The sequence below is a fragment of the Spongiimicrobium salis genome, from assembly GCF_043678055.1.
Taxonomy (GTDB): Bacteria; Bacteroidota; Bacteroidia; order Flavobacteriales; family Flavobacteriaceae; genus Spongiimicrobium; species Spongiimicrobium salis.
The window spans coordinates 630,395-656,197 of record NZ_JBHEQA010000002.1 but is presented as its reverse complement, the minus strand read 5'-3'; the positions used below and the strand labels follow the sequence as shown (position 1 = coordinate 656,197).

The window sequence follows — 25,803 nt, the reverse complement described above, 5'->3', positions numbered from 1 at the left end:
AATTGTTCCAAGGTGAATAAAAATGTATTTGAAGGTCTTAAAAACGACCTGGAAGGAGAGTTGTTGACGGATGAACTTACAACGAGATTATATGCCACAGATGCCTCCGTGTATAGGAAAGTCCCCCTTGCGGTAGCCTATCCGAAAACCGTTCAAGACCTGAAAAAAATTATTTTTTTTGCCAAGGAAAATAATGCTTCCATCATTCCCAGAACGGCAGGTACCTCTTTGGCCGGACAATGCGTAGGTGATGGGATTGTCGTGGATGTCTCAAAATATTTCACAAAAATCGTCGATCTTGATATCGCCAAGAAGCAAGTTACAGTGCAACCCGGAGTGATACGTGATGAACTGAATCTATATTTAGCAGAACACCAGCTGTTTTTTGGACCGAATACTTCCACTTCAAACCGCTGTATGATCGGAGGAATGGTAGGCAATAATTCTTCAGGCACTACTTCTATTCAATATGGGGTAACCAGGGATAAGATTGTGGCTATGAAGACTTTGCTGGCGGATGGTAGTGAAGCAAGTTTTGGGGCGCTGAGCATTGAAGAGTTTCATCAAAAAAGGACATTGGACACATTTGAAGGAAATATTTATAATAATGTATTTAATGAATTAAAAAACAAAGATTTACAAGATAGTATTCGTTCAGAATTTCCTAAAGCTGAAATCCATAGGAGAAACACGGGTTATGCCGTTGATGAACTCTTGAAAAGTAATTTGTTTGGCGGGGAGGAACCAGCTATAAATCTATGTGATCTTCTTAGTGGAAGCGAAGGAACTTTAACCTTTACTACAGAAATTACCTTACAATTGGATGTTGTTCCTCCAAGCTATTCTGCGATGATCGTTACGCATTATACCAGTTTGGAAGATTGCCTGAATGATGTAGTCCCTGTAATGAAACACGATTTACATTTATGTGAAATGATGGATAAGGTCATTTTGGACTGCACAAAAAATAATAGGGCGCAACTGGCAAACCGGTTTTTTGTAGAAGGGGATCCAGCAGCCCTGTTGATGTTGGAGTTCAAGGCAGACAGTCCAGAAGAGCTTCAATTAAAATCAGATACCCTTCTTCAAAGTTTGGATCATTCAGGTTTAAGTTATGCCAATGCCATCCTAAAGGGTGATGATATCCGAAAAGCTATAGAATTGCGCAAAGCCGGTCTAGGACTACTGGGCAATATGATCGGGGACAGGAAAGCTGTTGCCTGTATTGAAGACACCGCTGTAGCTCTGGAAGACTTGAAAGACTTTATTGGGGAATTCAGCGAAATTATGGAGCAGTATAAGCAGCAAGCAGTTTATTATGCGCATGCAGGTGCTGGGGAACTACATCTTAGACCAATATTAAATCTTAAAAAAAGAGAGGATGTTACGCTGTTTAGAGCCATCACTACAGATGTTGCCAAGCTTACTAAGAAATACAGAGGTTCTTTCAGTGGAGAACATGGTGACGGAATAGTAAGGGCTGAATTTATCCCTTTAATGATCGGAGAGAGGAACTATGAACTCCTAAGGCGCATAAAATCTTATTTTGATCCCCAGAATATATTTAATCCCGGAAAAATAGTGGATGCTTATCCGATGGACGAATCCCTGCGTTATGAAATCGATCGGGAAGAGCCCAAGATTGCAACGCTACTAGATTTTTCCGATAGCGAAGGTATTTTAAAAGCTGCCGAAAAATGTAATGGTAGCGGGGATTGTAGAAAAACGCATAAGGTATCGGGGGCTATGTGTCCAAGTTATCATGCGACAAAGAGCGAAAAAGATACCACTAGAGGGCGAGCCAATGCCCTTAGGGAATTCTTGACAACTTCCAATAAAGAAAATGCTTTTAACGAGGAGGCTCTAAAAGATGTTTTTGACCTTTGTCTCAGTTGCAAAGCCTGTTCCAGTGAATGCCCCAGCAATGTGGATATTGCAACTTTGAAAGCGGAATTTCTATATCAATATCAAGAGGAGAACGGATATTCTACTCGCAGTAAACTGTTTGCCTATAGCACGCGAATGAATCGAATGGGAAGTAAAGTGGCTTGGCTGACCAATAAGACTTATGACTCCAAAATTCTGGGAAAATTCATTAAAAAAACCTCTGGGGTAGCTTTAGAAAGATCTCTTCCAAAAGTTTCAAGTTTTAATTTTAATAAATATCTTCAAAACATTGATAAAAAGGATATTAAATATAAAAAAGAGGTAATTTTATATATTGATGAATTTACGCATTATCTAGATACGGAACTTGGAAAAGATGCTATTGATGTATTGGTAGGATTAGGGTATCGCGTAAATCTATTCTATGCAGAAAGCGGTCGGACGTTTTTGTCCAAAGGCTTTTTGAAACAAGCAAAAAAAATAGCCCTAGCCAATATAAAGAAATTAGAGCAATTCACGAAGGACGAAATGCCAATAGTTGGTTTAGAGCCTTCAGCAATTCTAAGTTTTAGAGATGAATATAAGAGATTTGTCCAAGATAAGACCGTGATAGATGGTATTGCCAAAAATGTGTTTTTAATAGAGGAATTTTTAGCGAATGAAATTGAACTTGGGAATATTAATGCGCAGCATTTTACGGAAAAACAGAAAGTAATTAAAATCCATAATCATTGTCATCAAAAGGCCTTATCCAATCAAAAAGTAACCTTTGACATTCTCAACCTGCCAAAAAATTATTCGGTCTCTATTATTGCTTCGGGGTGTTGTGGCATGGCTGGATCCTTCGGATACGAAAAAGAACACTATGAATTGAGCATGCAAGTAGGAGAGTTGAAATTGTTTCCCGCCATTCGGAAAACACCCCAAGAAGTTGTTATTGCGGCCAATGGCACCAGTTGTAGGCATCAAATATTGGATGGTACTTCCAGAAAGGCAATGCATCCCATATCTATATTGAAAGAAGCCTTACTCAATTGATTCTTTGTCCTTATGCGATTTTGGTTTCGGTTCATTGGACATAATGGAGGCAATGAGCTCATTAACGTCCATTTCCTTGATATCTTCATCAACAAAGAAAGGCAATAACTTATCGTGACTGTATTTGTAGATCTTCCAACGTTTAAAGGAATATTCCAAGGCGGTTAGGTTTTCTACCCAATCCCCGGAATTAAGATAGGTGCATTTTCCATTTTTTGAAACATGTATTTCCTTTTTTGGTTGGTGTATATGTCCACAAACTACGTAGTCATAGCCATTGTTCAACGCCAGATCTACTGCGGTTTTCTCAAAATTGGAAATATAGCGTACTGCCCCTTTTACACTATGCTTTATTTTTTTTGATAAAGAATATTTTTCCCTTCCCAATTTTGCCAGAATCCAATTCATGAATTTATTCAAGAGTATCAGAATGTCATAGCCATATCCTCCGAGTTTTGCCAACCATTTGGCATTTTGAATGGAAACATCAAAAATATCTCCGTGAAAGAACCATGCTTTTTTTCCATCCAATTCCAAAACCAATTTATTAACCAGAGTAAAATTGCCTACTTCGGTATCACTAAATTTACGGAGCATTTCATCATGATTGCCCGTGATGTAATACACTTCGGTGCCTTTAGAGGCCATTCCAATGATTTTTTTTAAAACTTTTAAATGAGAAGAAGGGAAGTAGCGTTTACTAAACTGCCAAATATCAATGATATCCCCGTTCAGTATTAACTTTTTTGGGGAAATACTATTGAGGTAAGCAATCAGCTCTTCGGCATGACAGCCGTAGGTCCCTAAGTGGACATCGGAGATTACGGCTAGTTCAATTGATCTTTTCTTCAATTCAAATATTTTCCTACAAAATAAACCTGCTGGTATAAATTGCAGGTCAGGATACAATGAATAAAAGGTTAAGCTTAATAGACTGTATATTAACTAGATATTAAGTAGGTGGTGAAATTTTGGTTTTAGCTAATTTAAAATTTACCTTTACCAGCTTTAAGCAGGAACAAACGATATGGCTGGAAATACCTTTGGAACACTATTTAAATTAACCACTTTTGGAGAATCCCATGGCGTTGCCATTGGCGGTGTTCTGGATGGCTGTCCTTCTGGAATCACACTTGATTTGGACCAGATCCAAAAAGAACTGGAACGTCGGAAACCCGGACAATCAGCTATCGTTACCCAGCGAAAAGAGCCCGATACCGTAGAGTTTTTTTCAGGAATTTTTGAAGGAAAGACTACGGGCACCCCTATTGGTTTTGCCATAAGAAATACCAATCAAAAATCCCATGATTATTCACATATTAAGGATTCCTACAGGCCTTCCCATGCCGACTATGTATATGATCAAAAGTATGGGTTTAGGGATTATCGCGGTGGCGGAAGGAGTTCTGCTCGGGAAACAGCGAGTAGAGTAGTTGCTGGTGCCATAGCAAAACAATTCCTAAAAGGAATAGCGATAAACGCTTATGTTTCTCAAGTGGGGAATATTGTATTGGATACCCCTTATGAAAAACTTGATTTCTCCCTTACGGAAACAAATCCTGTGCGATGTCCGGATGTGGCCATGGCGAAGCTAATGGAAGATCATATCAAAGAAATTAGAAAAGAGGGGGATACCATAGGTGGCGTTATTAGTTGTGTCATTAAAAATGTACCTATTGGTCTTGGGGAACCTGTATTCGATAAATTACATGCAGAACTAGGAAAGGCAATGTTATCCATCAATGCGGTAAAAGGATTTGAATATGGAAGTGGCTTTGAAGGTGTACGTATGAAGGGTAGCGCCCATAATGATTCCTATCGGACGGATGGAACAACGAAGACCAATCACAGTGGAGGAATACAAGGCGGAATAAGCAATGGAATGGACATATATTTTAAAGTTGCTTTTAAACCTGTGGCCACCATTATACAGGCCTATGAAACCATAGACAAAGATGGAAATATGGTGCAAACTAAAGGAAAAGGGCGTCACGACCCTTGTGTTGTACCTCGCGCAGTACCTATTGTAGAAGCTATGGCAGCCTTGGTTTTGGCCGATTACACTTTACTTAATGGCGTTGTGAAATTATAGCCCTTCTTTTTTTGGCGCATTCCCATACAAAATAGTATCTTTCTATCCTAAAATTAAAATGTATGCGGAAGCTTGAATTGCATTGGCAAATCTTGATCGGAATGTTTCTTGGTATCCTTTTTGGATACGGAATGACCCAAGTAGCGTGGGGAGGACAGTTTGTAACGGATTGGATAAAACCCTTAGGGTCCATTTTTGTAAAATTGCTAAAATTAATTGCCATTCCGCTTATATTGGCTTCATTGATTAAAGGAATTTCCGATTTAAAGGATATTTCCAAATTTCGGAATATCGGACTACGCACAATAGGCATTTATATAGGCACCACCGTTGTTGCCATTGTCATTGGGCTTGTATTGGTGAATATTATGCAGCCTGGAGATGGTGTTTCTACAGAAACCATTGATAAATTAACCGCAACTTATGCCAATGATAAAGGGGTTACCTCTAAAATGATGGAGGCTTCGAAGCAGATGGATAGTGGCCCTCTACAATTTGTAGAAGACATGGTTCCAGATAATGCCTTTTCTGCCTTAAGTGATAATGGGAAAATGCTACAAGTTATCTTTTTTACGATATTATTTGGAATTTCTATGCTGCTTATTGGGGAAGAAAAGGCTAAACCCATGAAACAGTTTTTTGATGCCCTAAATGATATTGTTCTTAAAATGGTGGATCTTATCATGCTTATAGCTCCATACGCTGTCTTCGCCTTATTGGCTAGTGTGGTGGTATCTTCCGGAGATCCAGATTTACTTTTTGCCCTACTCAAATATGCTCTGGTTGTGGTTTTGGGGCTGCTATTGATGGTAGGCTTTTATTTAATGATTGTAGGTCTTTATGTTAAAAAGAATCCTTTCTGGTTTTTAAAACAGATCAGTCCAGCACAGCTTCTTGCTTTTTCAACAAGTTCTAGTGCTGCAACCCTACCGGTTACCATGGAACGTGTTGAGGAACATATAGGGGTAGATAAAGAAGTCTCTAGTTTTGTGCTTCCCGTAGGAGCCACTATAAATATGGACGGTACTAGTCTGTATCAAGGAGTTGCTGCAGTGTTTATTTCACAAGCTCTAGGGTTTGACCTTACCCTTGGAGGGCAGTTGACGATTGTTTTAACAGCATTGTTGGCATCCATAGGTTCTGCTGCAGTACCAGGAGCCGGAATGGTAATGCTTGTTATTGTATTGGAATCCATTGGTTTCCCTGCGGACAAGCTCGCCATAGGTTTGGCATTGATTTTTGCCGTAGATAGACCATTGGATATGTGTAGGACTGTAATTAATGTAACCGGGGATGCCACGGTATCTATGATCGTTGCAAAATCTGAAGGAAAACTTGGAGAACCCAAAGTTAAAAATTGGGATGATCATTTAGACGAAGTAAAATAATACCCTGTAAAGGCAATAAAAAAATCGGAATTATGAATATATGTTTCTTAATGTACCCCTGGGAAGATATTGATCCCGAAAACGATACTAGTCTTACCTTAATTCATGAATGTGTGAAAAGAGGACACGGTGTCGCCATGTGTATTCCTGCCAACCTTACCATTCGAAATACGGTAACCAGTGCATTTTGTACGGTAGTTGGAAGAATGGAAAAACCTCCTTCCAATTTAAAAACCTTCTATAAACAGGCTAAACTAAGAGAAGAAATGCTTCCTCTAGCGGGTTTTGATGTTATTTTTATGCGTGCAAATCCGCCCTTGGACCCATTGATGCTAAACTTTTTAGATTCGGTAAAAGACGATGTTTTTATTGTAAATTCATTACAAGGTCTTAGAGAGGCCAATAATAAATTGTACACTGCGGCTTTTGGGGATTCCCATAGTAATATTATTCCAGTAACCCATGTATCCAAGAATAAGAATTATTTGGTACAACAAATCAATGAATCCTCAGCGGATAAAATGATTTTAAAACCTTTAAATGGTTTTGGAGGCTCTGGGGTTATCCTCATTGAAAAGTCGGCCATGTCTAATATCAAATCATTACTCGATTTTTATGTAACTAACTCAGATGGAAGCTCTAACTATGTTATTCTTCAAGAATATATTGAAGGTGCGGATAAAGGAGATATTCGTATTTTATTGCTTAATGGTGAGTATATTGGAGCTATGAAACGGATTCCCGGCGAAGATGATCACCGATCCAATGTTTCTGCTGGAGGTTCTATCGCAAAACATAGCTTAACGAAAGAAGAAAAGGCATTATGTAAACAAATAGGCCCGAAATTGGTAAAAGACGGATTGTATTTTGTGGGTATCGATGTCATAGGCGGAAAACTGGTGGAAGTGAATGTGATGTCGCCAGGAGGTATTACTTACATGAACAAAGTGTACAAAGCCAAATTACAATGTAAAGTCATTGATTTTATAGAAAGTAAGGTCTTGGACAAATTACAAGCACTGGATAGACGCTCCCGTTTGCGAAATGAAGTGGAAAATGCATAAACTTTCTGTTGAGGATATCGTTTCAAATATTGAAGCAGAAATACCTTTTGAAGCTGTTTCTGAGGATTATTCCTTTACCATAAAAATAGAGAAGTATATACCCTATATATGTGCAGCCGTGCACGATGGGCATCAATTTCGAAAATCTTTATGGGAAAACTGCTTGCATACGGAATATGAACGTTGGTATGAGGAAGACCCGTGTACCAAACAAATGGTTCAATCCCATCCCATTGTCATAGCGGGTTGCGATAGCAGATTTGAATATGATTTAAATAGACCTCCGGAAACGGCGATATATACAGACGCCTGGGGGAAACAACTGTGGAAATCCCCCTTGGATCAAAAAGAAAAGGAACATAGCCTAAGAAAGCACTTTGCTTTTTACAAGGTCGTACATGCGCTAGTGGCACAGATAGAACAGAAGTATTCCCATGCCTTGGTTTTTGATATGCACAGTTATAATTGGAAACGTTGGGAACGGGAAGTGCCCGTATGGAACTTGGGAACGGCAAATATAGACGACAAGAGATTTGGGGCTATTGCAACGTCATGGAGTACTTCTTTAGGGCAGATGCAATTGCCCAATAAAATTAAAACAACTTCCAAAATCAATGATACTTTTCAAGGAAATGGTTATTTCCTTAAATACATTACGCGACACTTTGATCAAACCTTAGTGCTGGCCACGGAAATTTCAAAGATATATTGTAATGAGCATACAGGGACAATTTTTCCTGAAGTTGTGCATGCTGTTGAACGGCAACTAAAAGAATTAATACCTTTGCAGGCTAGAGTATTTCAAGAAGGTGTGTCATGATACAGGAAAAAGTGGGGGTCAATATACAGCAGGAGTATACAGATTTGTTTGAAATCGATGCAAATCTAAATCGCTTGATTCAACGAATAGAATTATTGAACTATGTAAATCCGCTGAATATTGAAAAGGAAAAAAACCGTTTTTTCGCATCAAAATACAGTAAGGAGCCTACATTTAAGTATCCAAAAATAAAATTTGACGCCTATAAATTACACCGCTTATTCTTTTCCCAGCGATTAGAGCGTATTAAGGAGCCCGAAGTTCAGGCATTATATCAGGATATCATCTATTATTACGCCAATATGATCCAGTGTATTAAAACCATCGGCAAAGCCAATGAGTTTTATTACAATTCTTTACGGATTTATGGCACTCCGACCGAACGTGATGTAGACAATGCAAAATTTATATTACATTACGAAAACGAGACAGAAGATTCCACACAAGTAAAAAGATTTACGGCAGAAGACGCCAAAGCGTATTTTGAAGCTTTTTCCAAGCAATATGATTTCCCGCTGCATATTAAGTTTTCTACGAATATTGCGGCAGATGCCATGGTTCGCAATAGTACGCAGACACTTTTGATCAAAAAAAACACCACTTTTAGTGAAAATCAATTATTAACACTGGCCAATCATGAAATAGGGGTCCATTTGGTGACCACATATAACGGAATGCTTCAGCCTTTAAAGATTTTTTCCAATGGTTTCCCAAAAAATGTCGAAACCCAGGAAGGTTTGGCTGTTTTTAGTGAATATATGTGTGGCGCATTGACCTTAAAACGATTAAAGGAACTTTCATATAGGGTTTTAGCTTCAGACAGTTTAATTAAAGGATACGGTTTTTCGGATACTTTTGACTTGATACACAATCAATATAAATTAAACAAACACGATGCTTTTTCCATCACCTTAAGAGCGCATAGGGGAGGAGGCTTCACTAAAGATAGGCTGTATTTAAGTGGTTTAAAAAAAATCTATAAGCGCTACAAAAATGGACAGGATATGGATGCCTTACTCAGTGGGAAAGTTACCTTGGAGTACGAAGACACCATTGCAAAATTACGCAACCTAGGATTGGCACAACCTACAACCTATACCAATTTCGCCTACACACAAAATCTCAATTCCAATACAACATTAGACTTCATCCTTAACAATTTAAAATAACACCTTGAAAGCATGATATGTTCTTTCGGATGTGCTTAGCTGTAAGCCTAAAAAAAATATCCAAAACTTAACGTTTTGGATATTTTTTTATCATTTAATGGTGTAGTTTTTACTCCGATTCTTTAAAGATTAAAAAGTGTTGCAAAAGAGATTCCAAACCATTTTTCCAACTTGTTTCAATAGCCAGACTAGTGTCTATCGAGGTTTTCGCAAATAAATTTTGTGTGGTCGCCGATTCATAGATTTCCGTATCATTTTCAGCATTGTACAATTTGAGATGGATGGCAATACTATTCTCAATACCATTGGTTTTCTCCTCTTGAGTTACCGTGCATTCTTCAATGGCTACTTTTAGGATGTATTCCGTTTGGACCGCTTTCCGCAAGGCACTGATATCTACACTTTGGAGTTGGCCTAAATCTATTTCATGTTCATCGAGCCTTTTGGCCGTAACAATGGTCTCTTGAAGGACAAGTTCATCCTTTTCAAGAGCGGTTTCAAGAAACTCATAGGCATAGTCCGTTGCAATCTCGGAAGCATCATTATCCAAGTTTTCTCCTTTTGTAAATGCGAAGGGTAAAATAGATAAACTGTTTTCCTCAAAATCCGGTACGGTTTCCTCGACCACTTCTATTGTTTCTTCCGCTACGGAACTTTGGTCTTCTTCAGAAAAAAACTGAACTCTTCCGTTGGCAAAAACTATTTTAGCAATGGCATTGGTTTCCAATTCATTGACTACCTTCTCGTCCGGGTAATTATAATGAATGGTACTTGAACTCACTTTCGTCACTTGGGCCTTTATCAAGGGGCCTGCAACGGTAAAAATAGTGTCATTGATTTTTTCAACCTGGGCAAAAGTAGTGCACAGGCACAATAGGGCAATTCCTAATAGCAATTTTTTCATCATACATTTTTTTTAAATTAATTTTCTTTTTCTTTTGCCATTAAGAACATAAGTAGACAAATACCGTATGGGCAAATGATTTCTGCAGGATTTTGGGACCAATACACATTCTGGTAAAACTGATCAAAAAAAGAAGAAAAAAAGTGGCATCAACAATGCATAGCAAACAATGGTGACATTCTTTTTTTTGGACAATTTTGAAGCATTTTTTACTATGAAAATAGGCTCAAAAAATATGCCAATATTCCAGATATATCACATAATGAGACTACTTTAACACAATTTTCTGGATAGAAACCTATTTAAGGTATTAATGAGTCGATTTACTTTTGGATCGAAGGAGATAAACACCACAAAAAATAGTCAAACTCCATAGGAAAAGGTCTACCATATGTTCCAGATGCAATAAAGGGCCGTAACCATGATATCTAAAGCCTGTATTGTTCCATAGTAAAAAGACTGTCTTTAGAAGGGCAATGCCAAGTATTGTAAGAATGAAATAGTTAGCGTATTGCTGTAAGAAGCTGTTGTATTTGCGATAGAGCAACGCTAATACAGGGGCAACGATGAAAATACCAAAACATAACGAATTCAAGGTGAAACCATAGTTCAAGGTCAGCAAATTCAGAAAATGGAAAGTGCATGCAATAGTAAGATACATCCTCCAAAACTTCCTTCCCTTATAAAGAAAAAAGAATCCGACAACTTCAAAAATAGCGGCCAAATAATCCATGGCCTCAAATACATAGTACGGTAATTTAAATACATAGGGACTAAGTAGGTATTGATGCTGATCCTTAAGGAATACTCCATAAAACCAGAACAAGAATCCACTACTACTGAGATCAAAATCTACCCAGTAGAGGAGTTTTGGGATTCCTGCCGTAAAAAAACCAAAGGCAATCGCAATGCCCAATAGGGCAAGAACCCTTGCTTGTGTGGCAGAACTTAATTCTTTATCTTTTTTGAGGGCAAACCTAGTCCCAGAATTGGTAAAGGCAAGAGCAGGATAAGCAATTAAAAAAAGGTTGGTGTAATGATCAATTTTTCCAAAACTCAAAGCATATGAAAAGAGGATACTACTTAAAACAAACATCGCCAAGAGTGCTTTTCTGGTAAAGATCCCAAGCGTAATGCATACTAAAAGAATTATGGCCAAGATATCGCAGAGCAGATAGATGATATCGGGCAAATAACCATCTGTAAGATAGGCAAAACTAAAGATTCTTGGATTAAAAAAAGCAGGGGGGACGTCATTTAGCCAAGACCAGGACGGAAGGAAATAAACAAGCATGAGAAGCCCAAAAAATACTCTAAAACATGCCAATTGTTCAGTGCTTACAGCCGTGGCCTGCTCAATCCGTTCGAAAATACGTTTCAAGAAAGCCTCAATAGAGTCCAAGAATGGTGTCATTTAGTATATTGTTGTCTTCATAAAATGTGCCGTCTTTGCACACAATCATTATTCTTTTCTTTAAAATCAATACAGAATCCTTGCACCCTTGTTCCCGTAATCGTTGTCGAAGCCATATTTTGGTTGCCTTGATATCTTCTAGGGACTTTTTGGACTTTAGGGTTATAGGAATAGCAAAACGATTTGTTGTAAATTCATAAGTTTTGGGGGTATCCAAACCAAAATTGGCTTCATAAAAATAGCTTAGGTATTCTACCCGTATAGGCCTTAGAAAATGAGCATTGTCTAAATTTTTGAGGCTTCCTTCTCCGGTTTCCCCATAAATTTCATTGACCGAAATACGGATTTCCTTATTTAAATCAAGTTTTTTGGCGCCAGCGGGCAGGACCACTGAAGGATAGATTTCAAAACGGTAATCCACTATCCGCAGTACAAAAGGGCCACCTAAGAAAATTAAGAGCAAGAAAAAGTGTAAGGTATTTCTATAACGCAATCTCATGTATACAAAGGCAATGCTCTTTTAGGGTTAAACTCCAATACTTTGATCGATAGACAAGAAAACATACTTGGAAATATTAATAGGAAGCCAATATGCCATCAATCCAAAAACTTACTTCTCAATTCTGGAGTCGGAATCATGCATTCTTCCTGTTTTCCATACCATTTATATCGATTATCCGCAATATAATCATAAACCATATTTCGAAGAAATCCTGGAACAATTAGAAAGACAGACAATAGGGGGTAGGCCCCTCCCAAATTCTGGGCAATACGCAATGCAGCTCCAGATTTTATCCAGTGTCTTTTGCGTTCCTCATCGACCAGAACTATGGAATCTACTTTTGAAATGTCTAGATTAAGTTTTTGTGCTAATGATCGTCCAAAATCAGATTGAAGTGCCGCAAATTGGAAGATGTTTTTTTTGTCTCGTTTAATGACAAACTGGACACTACTTTGGCATAAATTACAAACACCGTCAAAAAGAATTATTTTTTTATTCAATTTGGACATTATTAGACTATTAGATAGTGCAAAGTTACAGCTATTTCTTTGCTTCCACTAATTCTAGCTTATCCACATTAACATTGGTAGTGAAAAGCCCATAATTGACAATGGCTTTGTTTTTTTCCAAGCTATCAATAGTGCCTACAGATTTCCCATCGAATAAACGCACCCGATCTCCAATCTTGAAAACTGGACGGGGTTTGTTCTTTTGAATAGCCGCTTTCTTTTTCTTCTCTACTTTTTTCTTCTCCCGAATTATGGATACTTTTTGCTGTACTTCCTGCTCTACCTTTACTTTCTGTTCTTTTGCTTTTTTGACCTCACCAGAACTTTTCTTCTTACGTTTGCTATTCTCCGTTTCCACGATTCGCAAAAGTTCAGAGATAAGAGGTCTTTTTTTCCGGTCTAAAAAATATTTTTGGGCTACGTCGTTTACTTTATTCCCCAAGTAAATCATACGTTGATTGCTGTCAAAAAGTTCTTGATAGCTTTCTAATTTGGATTTTATTTTCCCATTGAGGAGTTCCAGTTTTTTAGCTTCTTCCCTGACTTTGGATTCTTCTTCCTTAAGCTTATTTCCCGTTTTGGCCATATTGCTGCGCTCCTTTTGTAATTTGGCAATGGTGGCATCAAATCGTACTTTTCCACGTTCGATTTTCTTTTTGGATTTGTTGATCAAGCTATAGGGAATGCCATTTTTTTGGGCAACTTCAAAAGTAAAGGAACTTCCCGCTTCCCCTAAAATCAATTGAAAAGTAGGTTCCAATGTCTTGGAGTCAAAAAGCATGTTGGCATTGGTAGCATGGGGCAGTTCATTGGCCAACAATTTTAAATTGGCATAGTGCGTTGTAATTACTCCATAAGCCCCTCTTTCATAGAATACCTCCAAAAACGTTTCAGCCAATGCTCCTCCGAGTTCTGGATCGCTTCCTGTACCAAATTCATCGATTAAGAACAGTGTTTGTGAATTGCACTTTCGAAGAAAGTAATTCATATTCTTTAATCGATAGCTATAGGTGCTCAAATGATTTTCAATAGATTGATTATCGCCTATGTCGGTCAATATTTTATCAAAAAGACAGGCTGTGCTGCGTTCGTGCACCGGAATTAATAGCCCACTTTGTAACATCAACTGGAGGAGCCCTATAGTTTTTAGTGTAATACTTTTTCCCCCGGCATTAGGCCCGGAAATCACAATAATCCTATTTTCCTCATGCAATGATATGGTCTGGGGAAAAGTCTTTTCATTATTGCGTTTATTATTTAAATAGAGCAAGGGGTGATAGGCATCACGCAGGTGCAATTTTCTTTCTGTGCTGATTTTAGGCAAAATACCGTTGATATCTTCGGCGTATTTTGCTTTTGCGGAAGTGATATCTATATGCGCCAAAAAATCTTGATAATTTTGTAATAAGAGTCGGTGTGGTCTTATTTGATCGGTAAGCTCATGCAGTATGCGCTGTATCTCCTCTTTTTCCTCGAATTCTAAATTATTCAATTCTCGGTTATAGCGCAGCGTTGTTTCGGGTTCAATGTATGCAATACTTCCTGTTTTGGAAGTTCCCATCATTGCCCCCTTTACTTTCTTTCGGTACATGGCTTTAACAGCAAGAACACGCCTATTGTCTACAACCGATTCCCTGATCTCATCCAAAAGATCGGCAGATTGATACCGCTGCAATGCTGCAGCAAAGCTTTGATTGATCTTTGCCTTAACACTATTTATATCCTGTCGTATACCCCATAATTGACCAGAAGCCTTATCCTTGATCTCTCCAAATTTATCTATAATATTGTTGATGTAAATTGGTATATCTAATTGTAAATCAACATCTTCAGATTTTTCAAAAAGTAAAGGGTAATAGGTCTTGAATTTTTTGAAGAACTTTTTGTGGATTCCAACGGTATTGGAAAGCCCTCCAATTTTTCGAAACCCCGATATCTCTAAAGTCGTGTTTTCTATATGCAAAAGTTTAAGCTCATGATGAATTACATCAAAGCCGTGATTTGGGATTCTATTTTCATTGGTGTAAGAAGATAGATATTCCGATGTTTCCCCCAAAGCGGTTAAAATTGCCTGCTGATCGCTTAAAGGAGCTAGAGAAACTACCTGTTCTTTTCCCATAGCAGTATGGCAACGCAATACGAGTTGATCCAAAACCGTATGAAATTCCAAATCCTGCAGCGTCTTTGCATGAATGTTGCTCATTGATTTTTATTTAATCGATGTCAAAGGTACATAGTTTTCAGTATTTTTGAAGTGCTGGGTACACAGTGTTTTAGATAGAAATAAAAATGGAGCTATTGCATGAAGGTTAAAATCCATGAAAGTTGGGAAATCAAGTTAAAAGAAGAGTTTAGCGAACCTTATTTTGAGAAACTCATACATTTTGTAAAAGGAGCTTATGCCCGCCATACCTGTTATCCACGGGGAGCGGATATTTTTGCTGCTTTTGATCATTGTCCCTTTGAAGATGCAAAGGTTATTATTATCGGACAAGACCCCTATCACGGTCCAAATCAAGCAAATGGACTGTGTTTTTCTGTAAAGGATGGAATTGCGCATCCGCCCTCTCTCATTAATATCTTCAAAGAAATAGAAAGTGATATTGGAGTGCCATACCCTCAAAGTGGAAATTTAGAGCGTTGGTCCAAACAGGGCGTTCTATTGTTGAATGCCACATTGACCGTACAGGCGCATTCTGCGGGGAGTCACCAAAATCAGGGATGGGAGGTTTTTACCGATGCGGTTATTAAAAAATTGTCCGCGCAAAGAGAAGGGTTGATTTTCCTACTTTGGGGAGGCTTTGCAAAAAAGAAAATTAAACTCATTGACACAAAGAAACACCATGTCTTAAGTTCGGGACACCCTTCACCTCTAAGCGCAAATAGAGGGTATTGGTTTGGTAATAAGCACTTTAGTAAATGTAATGATTTATTGAGGCAACAAAATAGAAAGGTTATAAATTGGTAATTTTCTTGTTTGTATATTAAGAAAGTTCTTTTTTATTAGGGGAAAATTACTACATTTATAATATCACAAACTAAACGAATTTTTATGATATCTTCAAAACTAAAATCCATTTTACTGGTGGATGACGATGAATCGACCCATTTCTTAAATAAAATCTTTATTAGCAAATTGGATTTGGACATTGATGTCGGCGTCGCATCAAATGGTGCTGAAGCCTTGGACATTATTGCAAACAGAGGCCCGTTTAACGGAGATGACCTCTTTACGCTTCCTTGTTTATTGATATTGGATATACGCATGCCACAGATGGATGGGTGGCAATTCTTAGAGGCGTATGAAAAAGAATTTGACAAAAGTATCACGGACAACATCACCATTGTGATGGTAACCATAAGCGAAGATGAACAAGACTTGGTTAAAGCCAGTAATAACCCGCATATCAAAGAGTACATTCAAAAACCACTATCGGATATCAAGTTTCAAAACTTAATTGACAAATACTTTTCTGTAGTAGATGCCTAGTACAATAGCTGGTCTATAGAGACTTTTGTTGTTATTAAATTTAAGTCAAGCAATGTGTCTTGAACATTTTCAAGTGTTTCTGCCTTCATTTGATTTTGGCTCCAACGGGTTAAGGACAGCCATTTTTGAATATCCTCCAATTTTTGATCATAGCTGTTGGCCAAGGTCCTATCAATGCTGGGAATGCTTTTAAACTCAAGAGTGTAGCTATTGATAACTTCCAATAGGTGCTTTAAGGTTCCAGGATGGTTTTTTATGAAACTATCCGTAGCTGCAATAACAAAGCAGGGCCAGGGTGTGGGACAATCCCCCAATCTTCTAAAGGTGCCATCGGTCACTAAAGGCTTTGTGGTGAAATGCTCCCACATAAAGTAATCGGCCTTTCCCTTGGTCAAACCTTCTATAGCGCCTTGAAGGTGATTGATAACTTCAAATTCCAATGTGCTGGTATCCCAATCGTTGTTTTGAGCGTGCACATAGGCCATAAGGTGACTTCCGCTGCCAAAACGACTTATAGCCGCTTTGGAATGCTCCAGGTCCGATATGTTTTCATAGACACTATTGGCTGCAACATGAATGCCCCAAAGCAAGGGGGTAGCAATATACTCTTGTACGATTTTAGTGGGATTGCCTTCGGTAATACTTTTAACGAGGCCTTCGGTAAGGATAATGGCAAGATCAGTTTCTTCATTTTGCAATAGCTGACACATTTTTCCCGTTCCCTCGGGAATATCGGACCATATTAAATCAATTCCTCTATTTTTAAAAGCTCCTTCTTCAATGGCGAGGTGCCATGGGAGATTAAAATGTTCTGGTACTCCTATAATATTAACTTTTTTCACTCTTGAAGTTTATCTAAGGTATATGCTATCAATTCATCGACTCTTTGTTTTGGTCTCCTGGAAAATTCTCCGGTACTCCTGTTGGCAAGGATACAATTCATAGAGACCGCTCTGTGGCCCATTAAAAGACTTAAGCCATAGATTCCGGAAGTTTCCATCTCTAGATTTGTGATTCTCCTCCCTTTGCTTTCAAAGGAAGCCAGTTTGCCGTTCAGTGCAGGGTCTTCTGTTTTTAAGCGCAATACACGGCCTTGGGGACCATAAAAACCTACATTGGTGGCGGTGAAACCTGTATAGGTGAGATCGGAGGCTAAACGGCCTGCGAGATCTTGGTTGCATTTTACGATATATGGAGTGGATTTATCAATATTCCAATGGGTATATTTTTTAAATTCCTCTTGCATTTGTACTTCTTGGAGGTGCTTGCTATCATAAAAGTGTAGGAGATTGTCAAAGCCTATAGCCAATTCACTGATCAAAAAAGAATCAACTGGAATATCAGGTTGAATAGCCCCTGAGGTTCCAACCCGAACAATATCCAGGCTTATCTTATCCTTTTTTATCTTCCGCTCTTCAAAATCAATATTCACCAGCGCATCCAATTCGTTCAGGACAATATCAATATTATCTGTTCCAATGCCTGTGGATATTACCGTGAGACGTTTACCGGAAATTGTCCCGGTATGTGTAACAAATTCACGCTTTCCCTTTTTAATTTCAATATGGTCAAAGTGTTGGGATACGTCAGACACACGGTCCGGATCTCCGACCGTAATAATGGTTTGGGCAATATCTTCTGGTAATAAGTTTAGATGGTAGATGCTATGATCGGGATTCAGAATAAGTTCTGATGGTCCAAGCGTCATATTATAATTTTAAAATTCGATCAGAAGCCGTATTGTACAAATAGTTATATTTTAGTGCACCTCCCAAATAAACATTGCTATTTCGAATATTGGAATAGTGATTGCTTTTCCCTTCTAAGATGCTCATTCCTTTTCTTGTGAGCTTTACAGGGTTAAAAGAAGAAAACAATGGCTTTAATCTAGTAATGGCCCGTTGATATTGTATATCTCCAAAACCATAGATGTCCTGATGTCCCAAAACCGTTCCCAGCAATTCTTTTCTCGTTGCCGGCTTTTTGTCCACAGCCAGTTGCAATATGGTGTTCTCCATTTTGTTCAAGCCATTTTTAATGGTAGGAAAACGTTTTAAGTGGGCTGTAATAGCATCGCCCAGATATGAAAATTGATAATTTTCAAAATCTTTCAAGTTTTCTAAACGAATGGGATTGTCACTACAATACAGTTGCCAAATGTAGTCGGCATATTCAATATCGTCTTGAGATAAGGTTATTCTATTCTCGTGTAGTTTTAATAATTGCTCCGTATTCAATTCACTAAGACCGTATAACCTATCTGTATCATCTTCTTTTCCGCTACAAACCAAAGAAATCTCTGCATATCTGCGATGTGTTTTAAGCCAGCTGATTACCGCAAGCATATTTATTTGACAGAAAAGATCATACTCAAACCACAATACAATCTGATCTTGCTGTTTGTGATTACATAAGGAACGGTATTCTTTTAAGGTGTGTTCAATAAATTTGGATTTGGAAACTTTATAGGTTTTGTTGAAGAATTCAAAACGGGTTTTCCAAAAAGATTCACTACCCACATTGGTCAGGGTTTTTCCTTCACACAGCATCTCTCGCCATGTAATGACATCTCCATTGAGCTGTAAGGAATTTAATTTTTCAGTAAAACTATCACCGTTGGTGATATGTAGTGTTCGGGAACTCATACTGTTGGCTGTTGTTAGGTTGAAGTTATAAAAATAGCATTATTAATAACACGACAAAAGAAAATTAACACAACTAACCACCAACTCGCTTCACTTTAAAGCCTTTATTTTTTAAAATTTCCATGATTTTATCCCTGTAATCCCCTTGAATTATAATACGATCTTCCTTAAAACTCCCGCCAACACTAAGGGTTGTCTTAATTTCTTTCGCTAGTTTTTTAAAATCCTCATCGGCTCCGGTATAACCCTCTAAAATGGTAATAGGTTTTCCTTTTCTTTTTTCGTACTTACAGAGAATAGGGGCATCCTGCATCCAAATGGCATCTTTTTCAGGAGTGGAAGTCTCTTCTTCGGAAGGGGTGTGGTCTGGAAATAAATTTTTTAATTGATCTTGTAAGTCCATATTTATAAGAGCATAGGTGAGAATAGCAGTTTTGACATGGGAATACCACAAAGTATAAGACATAGGGCATACACAATGTACTTTTTTGTTCTGGAAATTGGAGGCTCCAACGAAATATTAGAAACCATGGTCATTTCAGTTACGTATTGAGGCTCTTCAAGATGTAAGGGGTCCAGAGGGAAGTTATCCAAATACGTTTTAGTATGGCGCTTTAGAGGCAATCGAATAATCCAGAAAAAAAATAGAGAAAAAATCAAAAGCCCAAATGTGGCCAAAAATCCTGGTAAAAAATCAGGTTGTGCAAAAGATCTTGTCGCTACAATAGTTATAAAATCCATTTTTTGTTTTAAAATAGGAATTATTTTTTAATCAATCCCAGATCGATCAAGCGTTCATGTAGAAAAGCACCGGCCGTAATATCCTCATATCGTTTGGGATTGTCTTGATCAATGCATTCTTCAAGACAATTTAATGGCATTTCACTTATCGGATGCATAAAGAAGGGAATAGAGTACCTGGAAGTGCCCCAGAGTTCCCTGGGCGGGTTAACTACCTGGTGTATTGTAGACTTTAATTTGTTATTGCTCAAACGGGAGAGCATGTCGCCAACATTGATCATCAACTGATCTGGACGGGCAATAGCGTCTACCCAATTTCCTTCGTGGTCCATTACTTGAAGTCCCTTGCCATGCGCACCCATAAGGAGGGTTATTAAATTGATGTCGCCATGTGCTGCTGCTCTGACCGCATTCTTGGGCTCCTCTTTAATGGGAGGGTAATGAATAGGGCGGAGAATGGAATTTCCATTTTCTATATATTGGTCAAAATAGGTCTCTTCCAATTTTAAATGCAGGGCTAGGGCCCGTAATACATATTTCGCGGTTTTTTCCAACATTTTATAGGTTTCCTTGCCTACCACGTTAAATTTGGGCAATTCTTTCACCATCACATTGGGAGGATATTCTGCTTCCAGCCTAGGGTTGTTCTCCACATATTGCCCAAAATGCCAAAACTCCTTAAGGTCCCCTTCCTTTTTTCCTTTGGCATGTTCCTTTCCAAAGGAGGTATACCCCCGTTGCCCACCTATTCCGGCTATCTCATAGCCATCTTTAACTTCTTGGGGTTGATTAAAAAAGTCTTTTATTTCGTCGTATAAATCCTGAACCAAAGATTCTGAAAGAAAATGGCCGCTCAAGGCTACAAAGCCAATATTTTCAAAAGCAGCTCCAATCTCAACAATAAATTTATTTTTTCTATTTGGGTCTTCAGATAAAAAATCCTGAAGATCCACACTTGGTATTTCGCTCATCACAAAATGTTTTTTAGTACATATCAAAATTAATAAAAATAAATATGGATTCCCGTTATAGAATCTTTGATTTTAGTCTGGGCTTTTTGTTACATTTGAGAAGCAATTAGCAAGAATATAATATAAGGCCTTTTATGCAGTATACCACAGGGACTATTGATCAAGAAACTCAATTAGAACTTTATAAACAACTCCTAAAACCGCGATTGATCGAGGAAAAAATGTTGATTCTCCTAAGGCAGGGGAAGATATCCAAGTGGTTTAGTGGTATTGGGCAGGAAGCTATTTCTGTGGGGGTTACGAAAGCACTGGACGCCCAAAATGATTATATATTGCCCATGCACAGAAATTTAGGGGTCTTTACGACTAGGGAAATCCCCTTGTATAGGTTGTTTTCCCAGTGGCAAGGAAAAGCGAATGGTTTTACAAAAGGAAGAGACCGTAGTTTTCATTTTGGGACGCAAGCCTATAAGATCATAGGAATGATTTCCCATTTGGGTCCCCAACTAGGAGTGGCCGATGGAATCGCTCTGGCAAATAAATTAAAAAAACAAGCCCATGTCACTGCTGTTTTTACAGGAGAAGGGGCCACAAGCGAAGGTGATTTTCACGAAGCATTGAATATAGCGGCCGTTTGGGATTTGCCCGTGCTTTTCTGTGTGGAGAATAATGGATATGGACTTTCGACGCCCACTTCAGAACAATTCCGATGTGAACATATAGCCGATAAGGGGATAGGTTATGGAATGGAATCACATATTTTGGACGGGAACAATATTTTGGAAGTATATCAAAAAGTCCAAGAATTAGCCGAAGATATAAGAAAAAAACCTAGGCCCATATTGTTGGAATTTAAAACCTTTAGGATGCGCGGACATGAAGAGGCCAGTGGTACAAAATATGTCCCTGAAGCCTTAATGGAAGCATGGGCAGCAAAAGATCCTATTCAGAATTACGAAGATTTTTTAATACAGGAAGGACTTCTGAACAAAGATACTATTGAGGATATCCGGAATAAAATTCAGCAAGAAATTGATGAACAGTTGCTATTGGCTACGAATGAAGAAGCGATTGTATTAAATGAAACTTTAGAATTAAGTGATGTATTTCAAAATTTTGAATATCAGGAATTTAAACATGGTTCTGTGGTGAATAATATTCGACTTGTCGATGCTATTTCTCAAGGTCTTCGTCAAGCTATGGAGCAACATGACAGCTTAATAATCATGGGGCAAGATGTTGCAGATTATGGTGGCGTATTCAAAATCACCGAAGGTTTTATGGAGGCTTTCGGAAAAGAACGTGTTCGCAATACCCCTATTTGTGAATCTGCCATTGTATCCACAGCCATGGGGCTCTCGATCAATGGTATGAAGGCGGTTGTTGAAATGCAATTTGCCGATTTTGTAAGCAGCGGTTTCAACCCAATAGTCAACTATCTGGCAAAGGTGCACTATCGCTGGAATGAAAATGCCGATGTTGTTATACGGATGCCTTGTGGAGCCGGAGTAGGGGCAGGTCCTTTTCATTCGCAGACCAATGAAGCTTGGTTTACCAAAACACCAGGCTTAAAAGTGGTCTATCCGGCCTTCCCATACGATGCTAAAGGTTTATTGACTTCTTCGATCAATGACCCCAATCCGGTGCTCTTTTTTGAACATAAGGCCTTGTATCGCAGTGTTTATCAGGAAGTGCCGGTTGATTATTATACCTTGCCTTTAGGAAAGGCCAGCCTCCTCAGGGAAGGAACGCAAATTAGTATTGTCACCTATGGGGCCGGAGTCCATTGGGCATTGGAAACTTTAAATAATCATCCAAATATTGAAGCCGATCTTATTGATTTGCGCACGCTACAACCCTTGGATATCGATAGCATTTATGCCTCTGTAAAAAAAACAGGGAAGCTCATCATTCTTCAGGAGGACAGCCTTTTTGGTGGTATTGGAAGTGATATATCGGCTTTGGTCATGGAAAATTGTTTTGAATATTTAGATGGTCCCGTACGAAGAGTGGCCAGTCTTGAAACCCCCATACCTTTTGCCAAAACTTTGGAAAAGAATTATCTTCCCAAAGATCGTTTTACAAAGGAGTTGTTGCAATTACTTGACTACTAGCTGTTTTCATTTTTTATGAAAGTAGGGTGACTATAGCACGACTTAGTAAACGAAGCACAAAGATTGTTATCACCACCTAGGAGTAATTATTATGATGGGGTTATTTTGGAATATATGCAAGCAAGTACGTATGACGTAATTATTATTGGAGGAGGACTGGCAGGCTTAACGGCCGCTTTGCACTTAAGCAAAAAAGGACTTCAGGTTGCTGTATTTGAAAAACAAACATATCCGCATCATAAAGTATGCGGGGAGTACGTTTCCAATGAAATCAAACCCTATTTGAATTATCTGGATGTTTCACTCAAGGAAGCCAATGCCGTCGCTATTGATACGTTTCAGTTGAGCACTGTAAAAGGAAAATCCTTAAGAGCTAAATTGCCTTTAGGGGGAATGGGCATTAGTAGATATGCATTTGATGATCTATTATATCGAAAAGCCCTTGCACAAGGTGTTACTTTTGTTTTTGAAACAGTAGATAAGGTGCACTATCAAAATGGTGTATTCTCTGTGGCCAGCATAGAGCACACCACCTTCCTGTCTCCATTAGTCATCGGTGCATACGGAAAGAGGGCCCAACTGGACAAACGATTGGAACGTAATTTTATTCAAAACAAATCTTCTTGGCTAGGTGTAAAGGCGCATTATGAATATGACTTTCCGGAGAATCTTGTAGCCCTGCACAATTTCAATGGGGGATATGGTGGCTTATCCAAAACAGAAAGTGGCACGGTAAATTTTTGTTACTTGGCAAATTATAAAACTTTCAAAGCACATAAGAACATTGAAAACTTCAATGAAAATGTGGTTGCCCAAAACCCTTTTTTGAATGCGTTTTTAAAAGAAGCATCCCTTATTTTTGAAAAACCCATGAGTATAGCCCAAATATCATTTCACCCTAAAAATGCTATTGAAAACCATATTATTATGTGTGGGGATACCGCAGGACTCATTCATCCATTGTGTGGTAACGGAATGGCCATGGCAATACATAGTGCAAAGATTGCATCGGAATTAATTCTAAATTTTCATGGCGCAAAAGACTATAGTCGGGAAATGCTGGAATCGGATTATGAAAAATTATGGAATATTACCTTTAAACAGCGGCTCTATACAGGGCGACAATTGCAACGTTTGCTGTTGAATCAAAAATTGTCCAATGCCGCTATGGGAATTGTTACCCAGTCGCCATTATTGATAAAGACATTAATTAAAAAGACCCATGGGAAACCCATAACATGTTAAAGAATCTCTCACAGCGAAGTACAGAGCAGGAATTGATGGATGACCCACGGGTAGATTCGGCAACATTGCGGGAAGTCCTTAAGGACATTAATCGCTCCAATGCCATGCTCAATGGAAACGGCATTACACTAAACGCATTGGAAAAACTGATTAAAGGACATTCAAAAGATCAGTATACCATTGTTGATATGGGTTGTGGAGATGGTACAATGTTGAAAGAAATAGCGCTCTTGCTCCGTCACAAAAAAATCAATGCCCGTCTCATTGGTGTAGATTTAAACGAAAAGTCCATCGCAATTGCCCAAGAACATACGAAGGCTTTTCCCGAGATTAGTTTTTTACAGCAGGATATTTTGGATTTGCAAGCGTCCGATTTAAAATGCGATATCTTAGTTTGCACCCTTACGATGCACCATTTTAAAGATAAGGAAATCCCTATTTTTTTAGGTCAATTTGTAAAGCTGGCGAGCATCGGGGTAATCATTAATGATTTGCAACGCAGCAGAATTGCCTATTATCTTTTTAAGTGTTTTAGTCTTATTTTTATTAGAACTAAAATTGCAAAAAATGATGGATTGGTATCTATCATGAGCGGGTTTTTCAAAAGTGAATTGCTGGCCTTCGCTAAACAATTGCCCAAACAAAAACATAAGATCAAATGGAAATGGGCATTCCGTTATGTATGGATAATACAACAACCATCGATTAAGCAGTAATATGACAATGACAAAAATAAAAGCAGTAGCCAAAGAGTTGCCACCCTATGCACGGGAAACAAAAGATATTTTACCTTTTGTAAATGCTTGGTTGGCAGATGAAGATGAGCGTTTTAGAAGAAAAGTACTTAAAATTTTTGAGGGAGCGGCTGTGGATAGACGGTATGGCATCATGAGCATTGAAGAAGTGTTTACAGCAACTTCCTTTGAAGAGAAGAACAATATTTATATTCGAGAAGTCAAGAAATTGGGCGATGCCGCCCTTAGAAAAGCCTTGGACAATGCAGCTTGGACAGCAGATTCCATAGATTATATCATTACAGTGAGTTGCACGGGAATCATGATTCCTTCGTTGGATGCCTATTTGATCAACAGTTTGGGGTTACGACAGGATGTGGTTCGCCTTCCCGTAACCGAAATGGGTTGTGCCGCTGGAGTTTCCGGGCTCATTTATGCCAGTAATTTTTTAAAGGCCAATCCTGGAAAAAGAGCGGCTGTGGTAGCCGTTGAAAGTCCCACTGCAACCTTTCAGCTCGATGATCATTCCATGGCCAATATGGTAAGTGCCGCTATTTTTGGCGATGGTGCTGCCTGTGTGCTTTTATCTTCTGAAGAGGATGCCGAAGGCCCGAGTATCATAGGAGAAGAAATGTATCATTTTACAGACGCGACCCACCTTATGGGGTTCGACCTTACAAATAATGGCTTACAGATGATTCTTGACCCGGCTGTCCCTGAAACTATTGCAGCACAATTTCCAGATATTGTCCATCCGTTTCTGGAGCGCCATGGTACTTCGATTAAAGATGTAGACCATCTTATTTTTCATCCCGGGGGAAAGAAAATTGTGCAAACCGTACAGGAGTTATTTGGAAAGTTAGGAAAGAACATAGACGATACCCGGGAAGTCTTGCGACAATATGGGAATATGAGCAGCGCAACTGTGCTCTATGTTTTAGAGCGGTTTTTGGAAAAAGATATCCCCAAAGGGGAACAAGGCTTGATTTTAAGTTTTGGTCCCGGTTTTTCGGCACAACGTGTTTTAATCGCTTGGTAAAATTTATTTTTTAACTTCGAAATCCAAAATAGAAGCT

Annotated in this window: 23 protein-coding genes; 12 read left to right on the top strand and 11 right to left on the bottom strand. The window is 38.5% G+C overall.

Annotated elements, in window-relative coordinates; translation table 11 throughout:
- Positions 1–12 precede the first annotated feature (12 nt).
- Positions 13–2,925, top strand: a complete 2,913-nt coding sequence (locus tag ACEXOE_RS12230) for an FAD-binding and (Fe-S)-binding domain-containing protein (protein ID WP_394749090.1) — start codon at positions 13–15, stop codon at positions 2,923–2,925.
- Here ACEXOE_RS12230 and ACEXOE_RS12225 read toward each other — a convergent pair.
- A complete protein-coding gene (locus tag ACEXOE_RS12225) occupies positions 2,914–3,777 on the bottom strand; it encodes a UDP-2,3-diacylglucosamine diphosphatase (RefSeq protein ID WP_394749089.1) in 864 nt (287 codons plus the stop codon). The two genes, ACEXOE_RS12230 and ACEXOE_RS12225, sit on opposite strands and share 12 nt — an antisense overlap.
- Before the next feature lie 175 nt (positions 3,778–3,952).
- Between ACEXOE_RS12225 and aroC the strand changes: the two genes are divergently transcribed.
- The 5 genes from aroC (at position 3,953) to ACEXOE_RS12200 (ending at position 9,458) form a co-directional block, all read left to right on the top strand.
- The gene (gene aroC, locus ACEXOE_RS12220) at positions 3,953–5,017 is read left to right on the top strand and encodes a chorismate synthase (protein WP_394749088.1); all 1,065 of its coding nucleotides are present in this window, start codon (positions 3,953–3,955) and stop codon (positions 5,015–5,017) included.
- A 62-nt stretch (positions 5,018–5,079) separates the two neighbouring features.
- A complete protein-coding gene (locus ACEXOE_RS12215; protein ID WP_394749087.1) occupies positions 5,080–6,405 on the top strand; it encodes a dicarboxylate/amino acid:cation symporter in 1,326 nt (441 codons plus the stop codon).
- A gap of 32 nt (positions 6,406–6,437) precedes the next feature.
- Complete coding sequence (gene gshB, locus ACEXOE_RS12210) at positions 6,438–7,469, top strand: glutathione synthase (RefSeq protein ID WP_394749086.1); 1,032 nt, start codon at positions 6,438–6,440, stop codon at positions 7,467–7,469.
- Entirely contained in the window at positions 7,462–8,289 is an 828-nt protein-coding gene (locus ACEXOE_RS12205) for an N-formylglutamate amidohydrolase (RefSeq protein ID WP_394749085.1), read from the top strand. Before gshB ends, ACEXOE_RS12205 begins: the two co-directional genes overlap by 8 nt.
- Positions 8,286–9,458 carry a flavohemoglobin expression-modulating QEGLA motif protein gene (locus ACEXOE_RS12200; RefSeq protein ID WP_394749084.1) on the top strand — a complete coding sequence of 391 codons (1,173 nt, stop codon included), beginning with the start codon at positions 8,286–8,288 and terminating at the stop codon, positions 9,456–9,458. Before ACEXOE_RS12205 ends, ACEXOE_RS12200 begins: the two co-directional genes overlap by 4 nt.
- A gap of 109 nt (positions 9,459–9,567) precedes the next feature.
- Here ACEXOE_RS12200 and ACEXOE_RS12195 read toward each other — a convergent pair whose 3' ends face one another.
- The 5 genes from ACEXOE_RS12195 to ACEXOE_RS12175 all read right to left on the bottom strand — a co-directional run bounded on the left by ACEXOE_RS12195 (position 9,568) and on the right by ACEXOE_RS12175 (position 14,990).
- Positions 9,568–10,365: a hypothetical protein gene (locus tag ACEXOE_RS12195; protein WP_394749083.1), complete on the bottom strand. Its 798-nt coding sequence runs from the start codon at positions 10,363–10,365 to the stop codon at positions 9,568–9,570.
- Between the two features lie 307 nt (positions 10,366–10,672).
- On the bottom strand, positions 10,673–11,776 hold the full coding sequence (locus ACEXOE_RS12190; protein ID WP_394749082.1) for a hypothetical protein: 1,104 nt from the start codon (positions 11,774–11,776) through the stop codon (positions 10,673–10,675).
- Positions 11,751–12,275: a hypothetical protein gene (locus ACEXOE_RS12185; RefSeq protein WP_394749081.1), complete on the bottom strand. Its 525-nt coding sequence runs from the start codon at positions 12,273–12,275 to the stop codon at positions 11,751–11,753. The genes ACEXOE_RS12190 and ACEXOE_RS12185 overlap by 26 nt, the downstream gene beginning before the upstream one ends.
- A gap of 98 nt (positions 12,276–12,373) precedes the next feature.
- Positions 12,374–12,787 (bottom strand): thiol-disulfide oxidoreductase DCC family protein, encoded by a 414-nt coding sequence (locus ACEXOE_RS12180; protein WP_394749080.1) that lies wholly within the window; start codon positions 12,785–12,787, stop codon positions 12,374–12,376.
- 31 nt (positions 12,788–12,818) lie between these two features.
- Positions 12,819–14,990, bottom strand: coding sequence for an endonuclease MutS2 (locus ACEXOE_RS12175; RefSeq protein WP_394749079.1), 2,172 nt, complete (start codon positions 14,988–14,990; stop codon positions 12,819–12,821).
- Between the two features lie 99 nt (positions 14,991–15,089).
- On the opposite strand from ACEXOE_RS12175, the gene ung reads away from it, so the two are divergent.
- Positions 15,090–15,755, top strand: coding sequence for a uracil-DNA glycosylase (gene ung, locus ACEXOE_RS12170; RefSeq protein ID WP_394749078.1), 666 nt, complete (start codon positions 15,090–15,092; stop codon positions 15,753–15,755).
- Between the two features lie 84 nt (positions 15,756–15,839).
- Positions 15,840–16,277 carry a response regulator gene (locus tag ACEXOE_RS12165; protein ID WP_394749077.1) on the top strand — a complete coding sequence of 146 codons (438 nt, stop codon included), beginning with the start codon at positions 15,840–15,842 and terminating at the stop codon, positions 16,275–16,277.
- Here ACEXOE_RS12165 and ACEXOE_RS12160 read toward each other — a convergent pair.
- From ACEXOE_RS12160 to ACEXOE_RS12140, 5 genes are all read right to left on the bottom strand, one after another.
- A complete protein-coding gene (locus ACEXOE_RS12160) occupies positions 16,274–17,119 on the bottom strand; it encodes a substrate-binding domain-containing protein (protein ID WP_394749076.1) in 846 nt (281 codons plus the stop codon). The two genes, ACEXOE_RS12165 and ACEXOE_RS12160, sit on opposite strands and share 4 nt — an antisense overlap.
- Positions 17,116–17,985, bottom strand: a complete 870-nt coding sequence (locus ACEXOE_RS12155) for a nucleoside phosphorylase (protein WP_394749075.1) — start codon at positions 17,983–17,985, stop codon at positions 17,116–17,118. The genes ACEXOE_RS12160 and ACEXOE_RS12155 overlap by 4 nt, the downstream gene beginning before the upstream one ends.
- A 1-nt stretch (position 17,986) precedes the next feature.
- On the bottom strand, positions 17,987–18,922 hold the full coding sequence (locus ACEXOE_RS12150) for a DUF1835 domain-containing protein (protein ID WP_394749074.1): 936 nt from the start codon (positions 18,920–18,922) through the stop codon (positions 17,987–17,989).
- Positions 18,923–18,995: 73 nt separating this feature from the next.
- Entirely contained in the window at positions 18,996–19,325 is a 330-nt protein-coding gene (locus ACEXOE_RS12145) for a translation initiation factor (RefSeq protein ID WP_394749073.1), read from the bottom strand.
- A gap of 358 nt (positions 19,326–19,683) precedes the next feature.
- On the bottom strand, positions 19,684–20,634 hold the full coding sequence (locus tag ACEXOE_RS12140; protein WP_394749072.1) for an isopenicillin N synthase family dioxygenase: 951 nt from the start codon (positions 20,632–20,634) through the stop codon (positions 19,684–19,686).
- Between the two features lie 134 nt (positions 20,635–20,768).
- Between ACEXOE_RS12140 and ACEXOE_RS12135 the strand changes: the two genes are divergently transcribed.
- The 4 genes from ACEXOE_RS12135 to ACEXOE_RS12120 all read left to right on the top strand — a co-directional run bounded on the left by ACEXOE_RS12135 (position 20,769) and on the right by ACEXOE_RS12120 (position 25,766).
- A complete protein-coding gene (locus ACEXOE_RS12135) occupies positions 20,769–22,748 on the top strand; it encodes an alpha-ketoacid dehydrogenase subunit alpha/beta (RefSeq protein ID WP_394749071.1) in 1,980 nt (659 codons plus the stop codon).
- Positions 22,749–22,862: 114 nt separating this feature from the next.
- Positions 22,863–23,993, top strand: a complete 1,131-nt coding sequence (locus tag ACEXOE_RS12130) for an NAD(P)/FAD-dependent oxidoreductase (protein ID WP_394749070.1) — start codon at positions 22,863–22,865, stop codon at positions 23,991–23,993.
- On the top strand, positions 23,987–24,709 hold the full coding sequence (locus ACEXOE_RS12125) for a methyltransferase domain-containing protein (RefSeq protein WP_394749069.1): 723 nt from the start codon (positions 23,987–23,989) through the stop codon (positions 24,707–24,709). The genes ACEXOE_RS12130 and ACEXOE_RS12125 overlap by 7 nt, the downstream gene beginning before the upstream one ends.
- A gap of 7 nt (positions 24,710–24,716) precedes the next feature.
- Positions 24,717–25,766 carry a type III polyketide synthase gene (locus ACEXOE_RS12120; RefSeq protein ID WP_394749068.1) on the top strand — a complete coding sequence of 350 codons (1,050 nt, stop codon included), beginning with the start codon at positions 24,717–24,719 and terminating at the stop codon, positions 25,764–25,766.
- Positions 25,767–25,803 lie beyond the last annotated feature (37 nt).

Coding starts and splice junctions, on each gene's coding strand:
- aroC (WP_394749088.1), top strand. CDS start 3,953: ATGGCTGGAAATACCTTTGGAACACTATTTAAATTAACCACTTTTGGA.
- ACEXOE_RS12215 (WP_394749087.1), top strand. CDS start 5,080: ATGCGGAAGCTTGAATTGCATTGGCAAATCTTGATCGGAATGTTTCTT.
- gshB (WP_394749086.1), top strand. CDS start 6,438: ATGAATATATGTTTCTTAATGTACCCCTGGGAAGATATTGATCCCGAA.
- ACEXOE_RS12205 (WP_394749085.1), top strand. CDS start 7,462: ATGCATAAACTTTCTGTTGAGGATATCGTTTCAAATATTGAAGCAGAA.
- ACEXOE_RS12200 (WP_394749084.1), top strand. CDS start 8,286: ATGATACAGGAAAAAGTGGGGGTCAATATACAGCAGGAGTATACAGAT.
- ACEXOE_RS12195 (WP_394749083.1), bottom strand. CDS start 10,365: ATGATGAAAAAATTGCTATTAGGAATTGCCCTATTGTGCCTGTGCACT.
- ACEXOE_RS12190 (WP_394749082.1), bottom strand. CDS start 11,776: ATGACACCATTCTTGGACTCTATTGAGGCTTTCTTGAAACGTATTTTC.
- ACEXOE_RS12185 (WP_394749081.1), bottom strand. CDS start 12,275: ATGAGATTGCGTTATAGAAATACCTTACACTTTTTCTTGCTCTTAATT.
- ACEXOE_RS12180 (WP_394749080.1), bottom strand. CDS start 12,787: ATGTCCAAATTGAATAAAAAAATAATTCTTTTTGACGGTGTTTGTAAT.
- ACEXOE_RS12175 (WP_394749079.1), bottom strand. CDS start 14,990: ATGAGCAACATTCATGCAAAGACGCTGCAGGATTTGGAATTTCATACG.
- ung (WP_394749078.1), top strand. CDS start 15,090: ATGAAGGTTAAAATCCATGAAAGTTGGGAAATCAAGTTAAAAGAAGAG.
- ACEXOE_RS12165 (WP_394749077.1), top strand. CDS start 15,840: ATGATATCTTCAAAACTAAAATCCATTTTACTGGTGGATGACGATGAA.
- ACEXOE_RS12155 (WP_394749075.1), bottom strand. CDS start 17,985: ATGACGCTTGGACCATCAGAACTTATTCTGAATCCCGATCATAGCATC.
- ACEXOE_RS12150 (WP_394749074.1), bottom strand. CDS start 18,922: ATGAGTTCCCGAACACTACATATCACCAACGGTGATAGTTTTACTGAA.
- ACEXOE_RS12145 (WP_394749073.1), bottom strand. CDS start 19,325: ATGGACTTACAAGATCAATTAAAAAATTTATTTCCAGACCACACCCCT.
- ACEXOE_RS12140 (WP_394749072.1), bottom strand. CDS start 20,634: ATGAGCGAAATACCAAGTGTGGATCTTCAGGATTTTTTATCTGAAGAC.
- ACEXOE_RS12135 (WP_394749071.1), top strand. CDS start 20,769: ATGCAGTATACCACAGGGACTATTGATCAAGAAACTCAATTAGAACTT.
- ACEXOE_RS12130 (WP_394749070.1), top strand. CDS start 22,863: ATGCAAGCAAGTACGTATGACGTAATTATTATTGGAGGAGGACTGGCA.
- ACEXOE_RS12125 (WP_394749069.1), top strand. CDS start 23,987: ATGTTAAAGAATCTCTCACAGCGAAGTACAGAGCAGGAATTGATGGAT.
- ACEXOE_RS12120 (WP_394749068.1), top strand. CDS start 24,717: ATGACAAAAATAAAAGCAGTAGCCAAAGAGTTGCCACCCTATGCACGG.